General features: G+C 43.1%; 16 protein-coding genes. 5 read left to right on the top strand and 11 right to left on the bottom strand.

Features of this window, described 5'->3' with window-relative positions; all coding sequences use genetic code 11:
• On the top strand, positions 1-885 hold an 885-nt coding region (locus ABZB17_RS10515; RefSeq protein ID WP_372650033.1), incomplete at its 5' end, for a fatty acid desaturase.
• Between the two features lie 50 nt (positions 886-935).
• Here ABZB17_RS10515 and ABZB17_RS10510 read toward each other — a convergent pair.
• The gene (locus tag ABZB17_RS10510) at positions 936-1,088 is read right to left on the bottom strand and encodes a hypothetical protein (RefSeq protein ID WP_372650031.1); all 153 of its coding nucleotides are present in this window, start codon (positions 1,086-1,088) and stop codon (positions 936-938) included.
• Between the two features lie 208 nt (positions 1,089-1,296).
• Here ABZB17_RS10510 and ABZB17_RS10505 point away from each other — a divergent pair, with 208 nt between their 5' ends.
• From ABZB17_RS10505 to ABZB17_RS10495, 3 genes are all read left to right on the top strand, one after another.
• Positions 1,297-2,475, top strand: coding sequence for an MFS transporter (locus ABZB17_RS10505; RefSeq protein ID WP_372650029.1), 1,179 nt, complete (start codon positions 1,297-1,299; stop codon positions 2,473-2,475).
• A 778-nt stretch (positions 2,476-3,253) separates the two neighbouring features.
• Entirely contained in the window at positions 3,254-3,691 is a 438-nt protein-coding gene (locus ABZB17_RS10500) for a hypothetical protein (protein ID WP_372650027.1), read from the top strand.
• A gap of 104 nt (positions 3,692-3,795) precedes the next feature.
• A complete protein-coding gene (locus ABZB17_RS10495; protein ID WP_372650025.1) occupies positions 3,796-4,317 on the top strand; it encodes a hypothetical protein in 522 nt (173 codons plus the stop codon).
• 276 nt (positions 4,318-4,593) lie between these two features.
• Here ABZB17_RS10495 and ABZB17_RS10490 read toward each other — a convergent pair whose 3' ends face one another.
• From ABZB17_RS10490 to ABZB17_RS10455, 8 genes are all read right to left on the bottom strand, one after another.
• Positions 4,594-5,298 carry a queuosine precursor transporter gene (locus ABZB17_RS10490; RefSeq protein ID WP_372650023.1) on the bottom strand — a complete coding sequence of 235 codons (705 nt, stop codon included), beginning with the start codon at positions 5,296-5,298 and terminating at the stop codon, positions 4,594-4,596.
• A gap of 331 nt (positions 5,299-5,629) precedes the next feature.
• A complete protein-coding gene (locus ABZB17_RS10485) occupies positions 5,630-6,703 on the bottom strand; it encodes a family 10 glycosylhydrolase (protein ID WP_372650021.1) in 1,074 nt (357 codons plus the stop codon).
• Positions 6,704-6,714: 11 nt separating this feature from the next.
• Positions 6,715-7,812 carry a carbohydrate-binding family 9-like protein gene (locus ABZB17_RS10480; RefSeq protein ID WP_372650019.1) on the bottom strand — a complete coding sequence of 366 codons (1,098 nt, stop codon included), beginning with the start codon at positions 7,810-7,812 and terminating at the stop codon, positions 6,715-6,717.
• A gap of 91 nt (positions 7,813-7,903) precedes the next feature.
• Positions 7,904-8,377, bottom strand: coding sequence for a methylglyoxal synthase (locus ABZB17_RS10475; protein ID WP_372650017.1), 474 nt, complete (start codon positions 8,375-8,377; stop codon positions 7,904-7,906).
• A 297-nt stretch (positions 8,378-8,674) separates the two neighbouring features.
• Positions 8,675-10,057, bottom strand: a complete 1,383-nt coding sequence (glmM, locus tag ABZB17_RS10470) for a phosphoglucosamine mutase (protein ID WP_372650015.1) — start codon at positions 10,055-10,057, stop codon at positions 8,675-8,677.
• Between the two features lie 231 nt (positions 10,058-10,288).
• Complete coding sequence (locus tag ABZB17_RS10465) at positions 10,289-10,966, bottom strand: hypothetical protein (RefSeq protein WP_372650013.1); 678 nt, start codon at positions 10,964-10,966, stop codon at positions 10,289-10,291.
• A 5-nt stretch (positions 10,967-10,971) separates the two neighbouring features.
• Positions 10,972-11,460 (bottom strand): RNA polymerase sigma factor, encoded by a 489-nt coding sequence (locus ABZB17_RS10460; protein WP_045033496.1) that lies wholly within the window; start codon positions 11,458-11,460, stop codon positions 10,972-10,974.
• Positions 11,461-11,603: 143 nt separating this feature from the next.
• On the bottom strand, positions 11,604-12,539 hold the full coding sequence (locus ABZB17_RS10455; protein ID WP_372650011.1) for a pseudouridine synthase: 936 nt from the start codon (positions 12,537-12,539) through the stop codon (positions 11,604-11,606).
• A gap of 99 nt (positions 12,540-12,638) precedes the next feature.
• Here ABZB17_RS10455 and ABZB17_RS10450 point away from each other — a divergent pair, with 99 nt between their 5' ends.
• On the top strand, positions 12,639-13,409 hold the full coding sequence (locus tag ABZB17_RS10450; RefSeq protein WP_372650009.1) for a TIGR00266 family protein: 771 nt from the start codon (positions 12,639-12,641) through the stop codon (positions 13,407-13,409).
• Between the two features lie 80 nt (positions 13,410-13,489).
• Here the strand turns inward: ABZB17_RS10450 and ABZB17_RS10445 are convergent, their stop codons facing one another.
• Together ABZB17_RS10445 and ABZB17_RS10440 are read right to left on the bottom strand one after the other, a co-directional pair.
• Entirely contained in the window at positions 13,490-14,812 is a 1,323-nt protein-coding gene (locus ABZB17_RS10445) for a deoxyguanosinetriphosphate triphosphohydrolase (RefSeq protein ID WP_372650008.1), read from the bottom strand.
• Between the two features lie 48 nt (positions 14,813-14,860).
• Positions 14,861-16,327: a TrkH family potassium uptake protein gene (locus ABZB17_RS10440; protein WP_372650006.1), complete on the bottom strand. Its 1,467-nt coding sequence runs from the start codon at positions 16,325-16,327 to the stop codon at positions 14,861-14,863.
• Between the last annotated feature and the right edge of the window lie 318 nt (positions 16,328-16,645).

Raw genomic sequence — 16,645 nt, 5'->3', positions numbered from 1 at the left:
CCGTATGTTGGCGTATGGATATTGTTGGTTTATAGTTTGTCGGTTTCGTTGTGGCTCACTGCATTTCTGCTCATTATTGCCGCCGGGTTATTGGTTCGTTTGTTTATAATCTTTCACGATTGCGGCCACGGCTCTTTCTTTAAATCATACAAAGCCAATCGGTATATCGGAATGTTGTTTGGCATTTTGGCTTTTACTCCCTTCGATAAATGGCACAGTTTACACGGGAAACACCATGCTACTGTTGGTAATCTCGATAAACGTGGAGATGGCGACGTATGGACCATGACAAAGGAAGAATACCTGGCCAGTTCGAAAAAAAGGAGGCTTTATTACCGGGTATACAGGAATCCGGTTGTGATGTTTGGCATTGGCTCGCTCTATGTATTTCTTTTTCAAAACCGATTTACTAAAGACTGGATGACGCAAAAGCAGAAAAACAATGTTTATGTCACCAATGTTGCGTTGGTTATCCTGTATGCGGGAATGAGTGTTGCAATTGGTTTTTTCACCTATCTTATTCTTCAGCTGATTATATTGTACCTGGCTGGCATGGCCGGACTGTGGTTGTTTTATCTGCAACATCAGTATGAAGATGTGTCGTGGGTTAGAAGCGATGATTGGAACTACACAAAACTGGCACTCGAAGGAAGTTCATTTGTCAAATTTCCCAAATTGCTTCAATGGTTTTCCGGCAATATCGGGTATCATCATATCCACCACATTAATGCGCGTATACCCAACTACAATTTGCCAAAATGTTATGCCGAAAATAAAATTTTCAGAGAGGTGAAGCCGGTAACGTTTCGCTCAAGCCTCAAAACTTTGCGTTTACGTTTATGGGACGAAAAACTGCAGAAACTAATCGGATTTCAGGATATATAACCAGCCAGGATAAGTTGGGCTTCAAACAATTTATATTTTCTAATTAATGGTTAAGACCCTGCTCCCGAAGTTTCGGGACTATTGCGGTAACTATTTTTACAGAATAAGGTGTAAGTAACTACTTCGTCTCTTACCCCTACCTGCCAGCCGAGAGGCTGGAATCCCCTGTAGGTGACTTGTTCGTATCTCCAATTGGCGTTCATTTATTTTGTTTTAACCTTTTTATTCTTCCCAAATATTCCTGGTTTCTCCGGCCATAAGCCCCTTTAGGGGTTTGGGGTAATAATAGCACTATTCATATTGTAAAGCATTGGCCTTATTTCTTGTGTAGTGATAGTCTGACTCGAAGTCATGCTATCACTGTTTAACCATGCTTTTTTACTACTTTTAGCATCAACCAATCGAGTTACTATGGCTGAGAAATCTGTTTTTCACAATAAAAATCTCTATTTCATTTTTGGGGTAACGCTTATTGCAATGATGGGCGTGGCAAGCATTACACCCGCTTTCCCCGATATTATCCGTTATTTCGGTATCAGTCCGCAACAGGTGGGCTGGTTAATTGTGGCTTTTACGCTGCCCGGTATTTTTCTTACGCCCTTTACTGGCATTTTGGCCGACCGCTATGGCCGGAAAGTGGTGTTGGTACCCTCCTTGTTTCTCTTCGGAATTGCCGGTTTTGCCTGTATGTTTGCGCCCGGTTTTTACTGGTTGCTGGCCCTTCGTTTTGTTCAGGGAATTGGCGCCAGTTCACTGTCGAGTATGAACATTACACTGGTGGGCGATCTTTTCGAAGGGAAACGACGCACCGTAGCCATGGGCTACAACGCCAGTGTGCTGAGTATTGCCACAGCATCGTACCCTGCCCTTGGCGGTGTGATTGCCATTTTTGGCTGGCAGTATATTTTTGCTTTGCCTATCCTGGCAATTCCGCTGGGTATTTGGGTAATGAGGGGGCTGAACAACCCCGAGCCAAAGAACAAGGCGCACCTCCGATCGTATTTTAGCCGCGTGTGGAAAACCATAAACCAACGCACCGTTTGGGGCCTTTTCGCCGTTAACTTTATCCTCTTCCTTATACTTTACGGTACTTACCTCACGTATTTCCCGCTGATGATGGAAAAGCGCCTGGGTGCCGATTCATCGCGAATTGGTTTAATGATGTCGCTTATGTCGGTAACCACAGCAATTATGAGTTCGCAACTGGCGCGCCTTAACCGCTTGCTGGGGCAAAAACGGCAGCTCATTATCGGAAGTGCATTTTACATGCTGGCTTCGCTGCTTATGCTTGGTGCCAATTCGTATTTAATGTTGGGCGTGGCGGTCATCGTATTTGGTTTTGGGCACGGAATAACAATACCATCCATTCAAAATATGCTGGTAGGTTACGCGGCAATAAACGAGCGGGCGGCCTTCATGTCGCTAAACTCCATGGTGCTGCGTGGCGGGCAAACCTTTGGCCCCTTGCTGGTAGGCGTGTTTTATGCACTTGGCGGCCTCGAAGCCAGTTTCCTGTCGGGCGCAGTTATGGCTGTGTTAATGATGATCATCATTTTTGCTACGGTGCATGTAAAAAAGAAACATGCCTGAACCCAAAATCCATACATTAAACACTTAACCATTTTTACTGCCACTGCCAATAACCAATAACCAGTGACCAGTGACCAATGACCAATGACCAATGACCAATGACCAATGACTAATGACTAATGACTAATGACCAGTGCCCACTGCCCAATGACTAATGACCAGTGACTAATTCCCTCTTTGCCGGCAGCCGGGCTTTCCGCTAAAGTTGCCACACCTTTTGCCGGTTCCACCAAAGGCTGTTGGGTAGCTTCCTTTGGTCGCTCCCAACAGCCCGGTGTCACAAGCAAAAGCTGCGGCAAGCTACCGCTGCAATCCCTGCCGGAGGCCTGTGGTTCAATTGAGAGGGAAGCAAAAAAAGCACCGCTACCGAGCTAAAAAACTGAAGTACGAAAAGGCCTGATAACACGGCTTTTCAGAAGCATACAAAAAACACACTACATTTTTGTAAAAACGTAGTGTGTTTTTTAAAAATAGACGTGTGATTTTTGTAAAAATGTAAGCATGTTTTTTTACAAGGATAACTATAAAGGTCTCCTGGCATTTATAATGCCATTTATAAGGTCGTTACAAACGACAAAGTTAGAAACCCCTTCCCGATTACTTCAGGACTGGCAGTTGCAAAAGAGGGGCAGGGGAGCCATTGCGTGGCTATGCTGGTATTATATTAATTAACACAAATTAAGTTAAATAGATTCAAAATTGTTAATTGATCTGAAAATATTGGTTTTTTAAAACAAATGCTCATAAATTGCAGCCTAAGTTTTTAACCCATTTAATCATGAAGCAAATTTTTATAACCCTACTCTTTTTTACCGTTTTTGCTGCCTGTTCTTCCAGCAAAAAGATGGTAAACAAATCGAACTACAACGATTTGGTGGGGCAGAACGAATTAGCAATCCTGAAACAAATAGGAAGTCCGACACAAGTAATACATACGTCCTCTGGCGGAAAGGTTATGGTGTATGAGTTTACTGAAACAGGTATGTTCCTTATGCCAAACAAGTCGAACCTTAACATTAATCCTAAAACAAAAGCATGGACTTACACCAGTAATGTAAATAAAACTACTAACGACCCTGAATATACTATCTACCAAAAAAGCACATCGAGTTTTAAAGCCTATATTGATGAGAATGGTAAATGCATTCGTGTAGAGGGAAATTTGCCTCAAGAGTACATGGAAATGCGCTATGAAAGGTTTAAGCATTTTAAATAAAATTGGAAATTAAGACAAATTCAAAAAACATACGGAAAACAATAATATCAACCCATCAGACAGTAAACAAAAGCCTTTTAAATTATTAATAACAAATTAAAATCATGAAACAGAATTCCATTTTACTTTTAATTTTTTCGTTATTCCTTTTTTCGTGTGATAACGACGACCCGGTAGTGATTGAAACCATTCTCCCGCTTACGGTTCCGATTGAAGTAACCGAAGCATCGGCAACAGAGCACGAGTCGGGGAGAACGGATTATGCATTTACAGCATCGGGAACTTATTACCTTAGCGATAATGCTGACCTGAAGGATAAGTTGGACGATATCACACACATTCAGGGGAAATTTGTTGACTTTGGATTAAGTGGTCTTGCAGAAGGTGATTCGATAAATTATTTAACGATCTCAGTAGAAGACGATAGAATGGAAATTAATGTGCCTGATTCCATTACTTTTACAAGAAATGGAATGTTCGGTGGTGCATACATGGCCTTTGGCGAAACCTTGACGGAGGAAAAAGAAGTAACGGTTACCTTGGAAGGGACCACCCGAAAAGCACCAATGAATTTTGATATAAACCTGGAACTTTTAATAGACGCTGTACTCGCCGATGAGGAGTAATTAAGAAAGATCCGATCCGTATAAATTAACGAATATACAGATCGGACCCTTTTACTAATGACCTCCGCTGCTGCCGCGCGAATCCTTTCGCGTGGCTTGCTTATTGTATAAAGAAAAATTAAACCACGCGTGAGGACACGCGCGGTAGCGGGGTGGTTGGGCTTTAGCTCATAGTTGATAGCAGATAAAAAGAAAGATCCGATCTGCATAAATTAACTTCTATACAGACCGGATCCTTTTCTAATGACCAATGACCAATGACCAGTGACCAACTTTCTATTCCATCCAAAAGCGGTTGCGTTTGTGAATCTTTTTACTCCAGTAAACAAACGGCGTGTCGGCAGCTGCAACAATCCATTTCAGGAAATAAGTGGTAAGCAGAATTTCAATCAACACCGGCCATTCATAAATACCCCAAAAAGCAATGGCAACAAAAACAACGCTGTCTATCAGTTGTGAAACCATAGTACTGAGGTTATTACGCAACCAGATCTGGTGGTCTTTCGAGAAACGCTTTTTCCATAAATGGTAAGCCCAAACATCGTGGCGTTGCGATAACAGGTAAGCTGCCAGACTGGCAACGGCAATACGCGGCATCAGGCTAAAAATCGTACTGGTAGCTTCGTGTGTAATTCCGGCAAACTCGTCGCCTTCCAACGGCAGAAATTCCAGTGCCAGGTTCATCAGCAATGTCATTGATATCAGACTGAAAAATCCGATCCACACCGCTTTCTTAGCTTCCTCTTTTCCGTAGTTCTCCGACAGAATATCGGTTACCAAAAACGAGGTAGCATACACAATGTTACCAAGCGTGGCTACAAGGCCAAACAGCTCAACGGTTTGTATTACCTGAATGTTGGCCACAATTACCGAGATGGGAATCCACATCACAAGGCCCCATTTCCCGAATAAACGGTAGGCTAAAATAATTAGCAGAAAATTCGCCAGCAACATGGCCAGCCATAACAATTCGTTTTGCATTTTTTTATTTTTAAGGCGCAGGGTTATGCCACCTGCTTAATTAATACTCAAAATTTTGGCCTGCAAATGTAATGGAAAAAGCTGAAAGTCAAAAAGCAAGAATATACCCCTTTGGCTGTAGCCATTTCCCCTCAAGAGGGAAACAGCTGCAAAGCAATGCCGGAGATTTTGAATATCGCTAAAATTGATCAGCGCTAGCTCCCCTCCAGAGGGGAGCTCCCGACAGGGTGAGGGGTAATGTAAATAGTGAGTGTGTCGGAGAAAGATGCGCTAAGCGGTTCTAAACCGCGTATCGCATTTCTTTGGGCAGAACCCAATTCTTTTATGTCTCTTATTTAGAAGCCTTCTTCAATATCCCCAAAGTCTTTTCATCGATCTTCCCAAACAACGAAACTCCTGATGCACCGTTTGCTATGGCTACACGAATTCCTTCTTCCAACTCTGCGTCAGATTTGAAATCGGGTAAAAACAGACCGGCATAAATCGGGAATTTCCCGCAAAGGAAATGGATTCCTTCCTCAACTGCATCCCCGATCCAACTTACCGTTTCGCGGTAAAAACCGTGGTAGATCATCGGACAAACGGCATCGAGGTTCCAGTTGGTCCAGTCCTGCCGCACAATGCGGCGTGCAATTTCCGGTGTCGGGAAAACCGCTGCTGTAATTGGCTTATTATGTGAGTGTGCAATATCTGCCAGATGATTAACAATACCATTTACCTGTTCGTATCGGTATTTGCGCCATGCCGGACTTTGATCGGGATGTTCCATTTCCAGCGGATCTTTACCCGTTTTCTTTTTAAAATTCTCGCGGCACGTGTCGCAGTAACAGAAATCATATTCCGGCAACTCTTTGCTTTGGTCAATGCCGTAATTATCCCACAGGTTTACCGGCAAAATTACATCGCAGTAACGTACATAATCCAGGTGCAGGCCATCTACATAGTCTTTTTCCAGAATTTCTTTCGAGCGCTGAGCCAGGTATTCTTTCACTTCCGGTTTGGAAGGGCACAACCAGCGGTAGTAACCCACGTACGGCGGATTGTCGGCACACGATTTTCCGTCGCGGCTAACGGCATACCACTCCGGGTGGCTGGCAAGCAACTCTTTTTCGCCACGGTTCATGGTCCACATCCAGCGATGCGTTTCCAGTCCGGCCTTTTTTGCTATTCGAAAATGACGTTCGCTGTCGTGCTCGAAAAACATACCACGCACCCCGGCTTCATAATAACTGCCGTATTTCTTTTGCAGGTCTTCGTCGCTCTCCTCAGGATTTGGGTTTTCCCAAACCCAGTGTTTTAAGCCTTGCTTTGCAGCTGCCGGTTTCGCTTCTCCGGCACAGGCGCTTGCTACGGTAAGGCCCATTCCGGCCAGCATTGTGGTTTTAATAAAATCTCTTTTGTTCATCGTTAGTTTGTTTATTTGTCAGTATGTATGCGTAATAAGCCATCCTGATCGATAGAGATCATCAGGTTGTTGTTGGTTGTTAAAGTTGCGGTATATGTTTTTCCGGATGCCTTCATTTTTAGCGAAAAAGCGGTGCTGTTTTCTGGAATTCCAAGTGCAGAAAGATCGTCACAATATACTTTGTGCTTGTGCCGATAGTCGCTTTGCGCATAAAACACATGCCATAGGTGGCGGGCCAGTAATTCCTCTTGGGGTAGTTGAAAAGACGCGTGCGTTGGTTTCTGAGCGTTAGAAGCAAACTGAATCAATCCCCAACGTTCCGGGAAGTGCATGTTTATTACACCTTGCGGACTCCAAACCCAGTTGTCTTCCGGCAGCAATTTTCCGTCGTCGTTTGTTTTTCGCGTGTATTTTCCGTCGATTATTTCGGTTTGCCACTGCACGCGCGAAAAGTTGATCTTCCAGATAGTACCGGCTTCGGGCTGTATATAATTGCCATCAGTGGTTAACGCTGAAAAGGGAATAGCCATTTCAACGCACCATTTTTTGTCGGTGTCGGACGGGTCATTCAGTGTGCCATACACATAAACAGCACTTTTAAATCCTTTGGCATTCCATTCAATAACGGGTTTCCCGCCATTGCGGTATGGTTTGTCAAGAAATAGATCGAATAAGGTATTTTGGGCATTTACTTCAAACTCGTAATAATTGTGCGTGTCGCCATCGGGATCGATAAACACTTCAAAATCATTTTCGTGGTAAACGATCATGTCTTGCTTATCGTAGTAGGCCCAAATATGTTCCTCTTTTAATTCTGCAAAAATGTACAGGTTATTGGCATCCCACAACATTTTAATTCGCGTAGGGTATGTCGGCTGAGGCATATTTTCTCCCTGAATATCAATAAACTCAGAAGTCCATGCAGCATCCTTCCATGCCGGTTCGTTAGCTTGTCCGTCAATCGTAATGGCAGTGCTACTTTGTCCCGCAATATAGGTGTTTGGAGTTGTAAACAGGCGGGCATACTTCTCCGGTACCTCTTGCGCCGATGAGCCAAGGTTGCTGATTATAAAAAGTGTGATAAGGAGGGCATTCCTGATAATTCGCATAGATTAATCACTATTAATGTCGAACAATAACGACAAAAATATTGAAAAAATTATCAAGAATGCCTGATCTTTTTAAAAAAATAAGAAAGGTTTATGACATATTCACGTCGCGGGCAATATATTCGCCATAATCTTTTATAATCGGGTCGTATTGCTCGTGAAATAATTCCGACGTCACCATAAAGTCGGCCGTAGAACGGTTTGATGCTGTTGGAATATTGTACAAAACCGTAATACGCAACAAGGCTTTTACGTCAACATCGTGCGGTTGCGGCTGCATCGGATCCCAAAAGAAGATGAGCATATCGATATTGCCTTCGCAAATCATTGCTCCCAATTGTTGGTCGCCACCCAGTGGCCCCGATTTCAGGCGGGTAACAGTAGGCGGCACGGTGCCATGTTTGTGACAGCTTTCTGCAAGTGCCTCTTCAACCATTTTTCCGGTTGTTCCGGTACAAATCAAGTCGTGTTGGGCCAGTTCTTTCCAGTTGAAAGACACCCATTCCATAATATCTTTTTTGCGGTTATCGTGTGCTACGATCGCTATATTCTTTTTTCTTTTCATTATTCATGTTTTGTATTCAGTAAACTACTGTACTGAATATTGTTTTCGGTTCAAATGTAGATCGTTTTTAAATAAGGAAATGGTAAAAACATGTTTTATAACATAAATTTAGCTCAAACTTAATTTCCACACCCAACACCAAAGGATTGCTTAACATTTGAGTAATACCGATGTGAAATCAGGATGAGCCTTATCTCATACATTTTCCGTTTTCAATCGGTATTAACCATTGTAATTCCAGTGTTTCACTTAAGGCTCACACTGAAAAACAATTGGTATAACCTTCTGTTATGCTTATTACAAAAGGCTTTTCATTTCATCAATCATTTGCTGGGCCAGTTTATCTGCCTCTGCACTTGATTTCGCCTCTGCATAAATCCTAATGATCGGTTCGGTATTCGATTTTCGTAAATGCACCCACGATTCCGCAAAATCGATTTTTACCCCATCGGTTGCTGTTACCTCTTCGTGTGCATATTTTTCCTGCATTTTTACAAGAATTCCATCCACATCGATTTCCGGAGTCAGTTCAATTTTGTTTTTAGAGATGAAATAATCGGGGTAGGTTTTACGCAGTTCCGAACATTTAAGGCCCGATTTGGCCAAATGAGACAGAAAAAGTGCCGCTCCAACCAAAGCATCGCGGCCACTGTGGCTGGCAGGATAAATAATTCCGCCGTTTCCTTCGCCGCCAATAATGGCATTTGTTTCGCGCATTTTGGCTACTACATTCACTTCGCCAACCATTCCAGCTGCGTAACTCTGACCGTGCTTTTCAGTAACATCGCGTAGCGCACGGCTCGATGAAAGGTTTGAAACCGTATTTCCGGGAGTTTGGCTCAACACATAATCGGCAACGGCTACCAGCGTGTATTCCTCGTTAAACATACTGCCATCTTCGTTGATGATCACCAGGCGGTCAACATCAGGATCGACAACAAAACCCACGTCGACTTTATTTTTGCTGATGATTTCTGCTGTTTTCACCAGGTTTTCGGGAATTGGCTCCGGTGTATGTGCAAAGTGTCCCGTTGGTTGGCAGTTTATTTCTACTATGTTTTTAATGTCGAGTGCTTTAAAAAGTGCGGGCATAGCAACGCCTCCAACCGAGTTAACGGCATCAATGGCTACCGAAAAGTTGGCTTTTTTAATGGCTTCCACATCCACCAATTCGAGGTTCAGAACATGTTGCACATGAATATCGGTGTAGTCTTTTTTCACCACTGTTCCCAGGTCATCCACTTCGGCAAAGCTGAAATCTTCAGCATCGGCAATTGCCAGTACTTTTGCTCCTTCTTCAGCATCAAGAAATTCACCTGCTGAATTCAGTAGTTTTAAAGCATTCCATTGTTTTGGGTTATGACTGGCCGTGAGGATAATTCCGCCATCGGCTTTTTCTTCGGTAACGGCAATTTCGGTGGTTGGCGTAGTTGCCAGTCCGATGTTCACCACATTGCACCCCATTCCCGAAAGTGTGGAAACAACGATTGATGCCACCATTTCTCCCGAAATCCGTGCGTCGCGTCCAACAGCAACTGTAATTTTTTCTTTGTTTGCTTTTTCTTTTGCCCAGGTGGCGTAAGCTGCAGTAAATTTTACCAGGTCGAGCGGGCTTAAACCTTCGCCCGGTTTACCTCCAATGGTACCTCGTATTCCCGAGATCGATTTTATTAATGTCATAATCTAATGTTCAGTTTGAGGCGTAAAGATAAAAAGTCGATCCTGAATTACGACACATAAACGATAAAACCAGCCAATATGTTGGAAGAATGTGCTTCGTTTGACAGATGCCGGATACTGGATACTGGATTCTTGATACTGGATACCTGATTCTCGCAACTCGCAACTCGATCCTCACAATAGATACCGGAAGCTCCATGTGCTTTGCCCCATGACCGGTTTGCTGAAGAATTAATCCAACTCTTCCAGTTCGCGCAGTGTGGCTTTTAGTTTTTTAATGTAATTGCCATACAATTTGCGGAATCCCCAGCGAAGGAAAAGGAATATGGCACCACCGAAAACAGCTACAAGAAGCACTGTTATTCCGACCGTTAAAATGATCTGGCTTGTTTCAATATCCGACAAATGCATGCCTTGTGCCTCTGCATTGTATTCGGTTCCAATAAACATCCCCGAAATAAAAGCTGAAGCCATACTGAGTAACAATGTGGCAAGAGCCAGGTAAAAAAGGCGTTGATACAGTGATAGTGTTTCAATTATTTTTTTGAGCGTGCCTTTTAAATCACAAGCAACATCGCATTGTTTTTTCACCCGGTAATACTTGATAACAAAATAGAGAAAGGTGGTAACAATAAGCACATTGCCAAAAACACCCATAAAAAGTACCCAATTGGGTATGGGCAGATCGCTGTAGTGTTTTTCTATGGTTTCAGGTGACAAGATAAAATCATCAAGTGTGAACAAAACGATCAGCCCCAGAAGAATTATAAATCCAATACGGATATTACGGTCGATTCGTTCAATGAGGTTCTTGGTTCGTTTGCAGAGCATGGTGTTCAACTGGTTTTCGTTCAGGTCTTTGGAGGGGGTTATTTTGCTCCATGTTTTTTTAAGCTCGTTTAATTCCATAACTACTACTCTTCAGTTACCATAAGCTTCTTCAGCTTTTTCTTAATCCGGTTCATTTTCACCCGCACATAGTTTTGGGTGATTCCGGTAATCTCAGCAATTTCCTCGTACTTTTTGTTTTCGAGGTACAGCAGCACAATCGATTTTTCGATTCCGGTAAGCTGCTGAATAGCTTTGTGCAATACTTTAATATTCTCTTCGGTTTCGGTATCGTACTTTTCATCTTCAATTTGAAAATTTTCGTACGTCAGGTTGTTTTGGTCAGGTCTTCTTTTACTTTTTTTGAAAGTAGTAATTGCGGTATTCAGCGCTACACGATACATCCATGTAGAAACCTTTGATTCTTTTCTGAAATTAGGGAACGACTTCCAAAGTTGTACCACTATTTCCTGAAACAGATCATTTCGGTCATCTTCCGTGTCGCAATAAATGTTGCAAACTTTGTGGATGATGCCCTGGTTTTTCTGGATGATGTGTAAGAATTCCTTTTCCAAAATCGTTTAATTAGTAACTGGTAGAGAGAATAATTACAACTGATGGTTAACAAACAGCTATAGTTTTTATTGATAAGAAGTTTGAAGGCCGGAGTTGGAGAAGCTTTTCTTCCGGCTCCGGGCTTCAGTCTTCCATCTTCTATTTACATCATTTTTAAAAACTTCACCTCTTTTTCGGTAAGAATCCGCCATTTACCACGAGGTAAGTTCTTTTTGGTGAGGCCGGCAAAAAGCACACGGTCGAGTTTTTTAACCCGGTAACCAAAGTGCTCGAAAATACGACGCACAATGCGGTTTTTACCTGAATGAATTTCAATGCCCACCTCGGTTTTATCATCAGGGTGCGTGTAACTAATGGCGTCGGCAGCAATTGGGCCGTCTTCCAGTTCAATTCCTGAGGCAATCATATCCATGTGTCCGCGCTCAACAGGTTTGTCGAGTGTAACCTGGTACACCTTCTTTTTGTTATGTTTTGGGTGGGTTAGTTTTTTCGAAAGATCGCCATCGTTGGTAAACAGTAACAAACCGGTTGTATTTCGGTCCAGTCGGCCAACAGGGTAAACGCGCTCATCGCAGGCGTCTTTTATCAGGTCCATCACAATTTTATCCGCATGCGGATCGTCGGTGGTGGTCACATAATCTTTTGGTTTATTCAGCAGGATATACACTTTGCGCTCGGCTTCAATTTTCCGTCCGTCAAAACGTACTTCGTCGCCCGGCAGCACACGTATTCCAAGTTCAGTAACAATCTTCCCGTTAATGGTTACCGCTCCGGCAGTAATAAAAGTATCGGCTTCGCGGCGCGAACAAACACCGGCGTTGGCGATAAAACGGTTCAGGCGCATTCCTTCGGCCGAAAGTGTTTTTAGTTTTGGCCTTGGTCCGGCAGCTTCTTTTTTCTTTTCAGCCGGTTTGCCATATTTTTTCCCGGGTTTGAATTCTTTTTTGGGTTCCGATTTTTCTATCACCCGTGATTTCCCAACACGTTTTCCAGAAGGTGCCTTCACCGAACGTTTTGACGAATTGCCGGATGATTTACCTTGTGAACTGCCCCGGTTACTGTTGTTATTCTTGCGCATTGCTAAATTATTTTGTGCAAAGATCGCTAAATTTTCTGATTTGGAATTTTATTTCCCTGAATTCACTTAAATTCGGGGCTCAAACATAAAATTAGAACTATGAATTCGCATGAAATTGATTATAAGATCATCGGTCACGATGTTCAGTTGGTTGAAATTGAATTAGATCCGGCCGAAACGGTGATTGCCGAAGCCGGTGCCATGTTGTATATGGAAGATGGTATCGAGTTTCAGGCCCGGATGGGCGACGGATCGAATCCACGCGCCGGTTTCTTTGATAAGGTATTATCTGCCGGATCGCGTTTAATAAGCGGCGAGTCGCTGTTTCTTACCCATTTTACCAATCAGGGATGGGGGAAAAAGCACGTGGCATTTTCGGCTCCTTATCCGGGAACTATTATTCCGCTTAACCTGCCGGATTTTGGTGGAAGAATCATCGTTCAAAAGGATGCTTTTTTGTGTGCTGCACTAGGCACAAAAATTTCGATAACGTTTAACCGTAAACTGGGTGCCGGATTTTTTGGCGGCGAAGGATTTATTCTTCAGCAGCTGCAAGGCGATGGAAAAGCTTTTATCCACGCCGGAGGAACTGTAATTGAGAAACAGCTGAACAACGAAACACTGCGGGTAGATACCGGTTGTATTGTTGGTTTTGAAACTTCGGTAGATTATAGTATTGAACAGGCAGGTGGTTTACGCTCGATGGTTTTTGGCGGCGAAGGATTATTTCTGGCCACGTTACGGGGAACCGGAAAAGTTTGGTTGCAAAGTATGCCAATACGGAAATTAATTGCTGAGTTGTCGCCGGCTGGAGGCAATGCCCGAAAAGAAGCACGTGGCGGTTTGCTCGATAATTTGCTGGAAGGATAGTTTTAGTTTGCAGTTTTCAGTCTCAGTTTTCAGTTAGAAACCAAACCAACTGTTGACTGCGACTGAAAACTGTATACTTTCTACACAACGCCGGGCAAACTTATTCCTTTAATTTTTCGGTAGAGGTCGAGAGCAAAAATGTCGGTCATTCCCGATACAAAATCAACTACCGATTGAATTTTCAGATACACCGAATCATCGTCGGGCTTAAACTGGCCGGGTAGCAACGATAATATTTTCTGACTGTATTTATCCTTTTTGTCGGTATTCATAATTGCATCAACAAACTCTTCCAGCAGCGTTCCGATAATTTTGTAACCCGCAATTTCAATCTCAACCACCGAACGGTGTGCATAAATTTCGCCAAACGAAATGCGCTGAACTTCTTTCATTGCTGCGGCTTGCTTTTCAGGAAGCTGATCGATAAGACTTCCGGTGAAAGTTCCGGCCATAATCGCGTCGTAGTTATCCTTAAAAATGTCGATGCAACGGTAAATCAACTCGCCGATGACATTGGCACGCAGGTAACTTATTTGTTCGTTTATATCGCTTACCTGGGTAAAGGTATTTTCGAAACGTTCAATACGTTCTTCGGTAAAGAAATTCTGGAAAAGCGCACGAATACGGTCGTAGTGTAAAATGCCCAGTTTAAAAGCATCTTCCAAATCCATAATCTGGTAACAAATATCGTCGGCGGCCTCCACCAGATACACCAGCGGATGACGGGCAAAACTTCCATCTTCGCGTTGCGCAATTCCCAACTCTTTGGCGATGTGGTAGTAATTTTCTTTGTCCGACTGGAAAAAGCCAAACTTTGGTTTTGTAGCTTTTACCGACTCATACGGATATTTCACAATGCTGGCCAGTGTTGAGTAGGTTAAGGCAAAACCACCCTCGCGTTTTCCGTTAAACTGGTGAGTGAGTGTACGAAAAGCGTTGGCATTTCCGTCAAAACAGGTGAAGTCTTTCCATTCGCCTTCCGAAAGCTGGTCTTTGAATTTCTGGCCGCTTGCTTTGTTAAAATAGTTCGAAATAGCTGCTTCGCCAGAGTGCCCAAACGGCGGATTTCCCAAATCGTGAGCCAGACAAGCGGTTGAAACGATTGTTCCGATTTCGTAGATCAGCGGATTATCCTGATGGAGTTCCAACAGGTATTCCGACAATAAATTCCCCAGCGATCGGCCAACACTGGCCACCTCCAGGCTGTGGGTGAGGCGGTTGTGCACAAAAATATGCTCGGGCAGCGGAAATACCTGTGTTTTATTTTGCATCCGGCGAAAGGGCGACGAGAAAATAATCCGGTCGTAATCGCGCTGAAATTGTGTGCGGTCTTCGTTTGTTACGGGGCCTAAAGTGCCCTTGCTACCCAATCTTTTTGGCGAAAGAAGTGTGTTCCAATCCATAGTCTCAAAAATTCTTGCACGAATGTATAAGAAATTCTTGAACTCTCCTTAGTCCAACCAGAACGACGGGGTGAATAGTACCAGTACCGAATAGATTTCCAAACGGCCAATAACCATTAGCGCGGTTAAGAAATATTTGGCTCCGGCGGGTAAATGCAGGAAGTTGCTCACCGGGCCAACGGTGCCAAATCCCGGACCAATGCCTGCCATACTGGTTGCTACGGCTCCAAACGAGGTTTTCAGGTCGTTGGTCCAAAGCATCATTATCATAGTGCCGATAATAAGTATGAGGTAGTAAAAAAGAACAAAAGTGAAAACGCGGTTAATGAGCTCGGGCTTCACCACGTTTTTGTTGTAGTGAACCACACGTACAACCGTGCTCGACGAAAAATATTCTTTATAAAGTGTGCGTATACGCTTAAAAACAACAAGGTGACGGATAACTTTTACACCACCTCCGGTTGATCCTGATGATGCCCCGATCAACATCAGAATGGCAATGATCCCGATGGATTGTAATGGCCATTGCAAATAATCGGCAGTGGCAAACCCGGTTGCGGTAATAATTGAAACCACCTGGAAAAAGGCATGACGGAAAGCCGGCTCAAATCTCATATCCTGGTGATGAAAGAAAAGTGACAGGGTGATTATCGTTCCGGCAACCAATATTATTTTTAAATACAACCGGAGTTCTTCGTTTTTAAAGGCAGTTTTAAAATCACCCCTCAACCAGAAAACGTGTACTACAAAGTTGATTCCCGAAAGTAGCATAAAAAAGGTTACCGTGTATTGTATAAATGGCGAGAAACTGGCCAAACTATCATTTTTTGTGGAGAAACCGCCGGTGGCAATGGTTGCAAACGAATGGCAAATGGCATCGAAGAGCGACATGCCGCCTATCCATAAAATAATGGTTTCGGCAAAGGTTAGCCCCATGTAAATGAGCCATAACCGGCGTGCCACTTTGCGTATTCGTGTCGATACTTTTTCGGTAGCCACACTCGACACCTCGGAGTAAAACAGATAAATACCGTTAATTTTCAGAAACGGCATAATGGCTACCACTAAAACAATAATTCCCATTCCGCCAATCCAGTGGGTTTCGGCACGCCAAAATAGAACACTTTTGGGAAGCGCTTCTATATCGGATAAAATTGACGATCCGGTTGTGGTAAATCCGGAAATGGATTCGAAAAAAGCATTGGTGAAATTCGGGATACTTCCGGTTAGTAAATAAGGTAGTGTGCCCACCAAAGCCATTACTACCCAGGCGAGTGTAACAATAATAAAACTCTCGCGCAACGAAGGTTCAACCTGCCGTTGTTTTTTGGTAAGCAGGTTTAAAACAACTCCAAAAATAAAGGTGATCAGAAAAGTGTGCGACAGATCGGTAAAAACGCTCTCTTTGTAAATAAATGAGACAATAAGCGCAAAGAGCATAAACAGACTTTCGAACGTAATTACGATTGAGATGATGTGTAAAATTAAAGCGATATTTATTTTAAAGTGCTTCATTTATTACAAAAGGATATATACAATGTGGCAATGAATTATAAACTTGCTGCTTCACATTTCTATTGGCTTCGATCTAAAAATGCGTGTTACATTCGAAATGAATGTGTTGCGATGGCCATATAAATTTATAAAATGAAATAGTGCTTAGCCAATCGAATCATCCCTTCATTTTCAGGATATTGCAGCAATCCGAAATTTTATGCGGTAAAAGTAGGAGGAGGGAGGTTGGTATGATGAATAAGAATAGCCTTAAAAACAGCAGTTGTTGTATGTTTGGATGAGCTGTTTATACTTCTCGGGAAGGTTCCAGAATTTGTG

The organism is Draconibacterium sp., assembly GCF_041583095.1.
Classification (GTDB): domain Bacteria; phylum Bacteroidota; class Bacteroidia; order Bacteroidales; family Prolixibacteraceae; genus Draconibacterium.
This window is presented reverse-complemented; position numbering and strand designations above follow the sequence as displayed.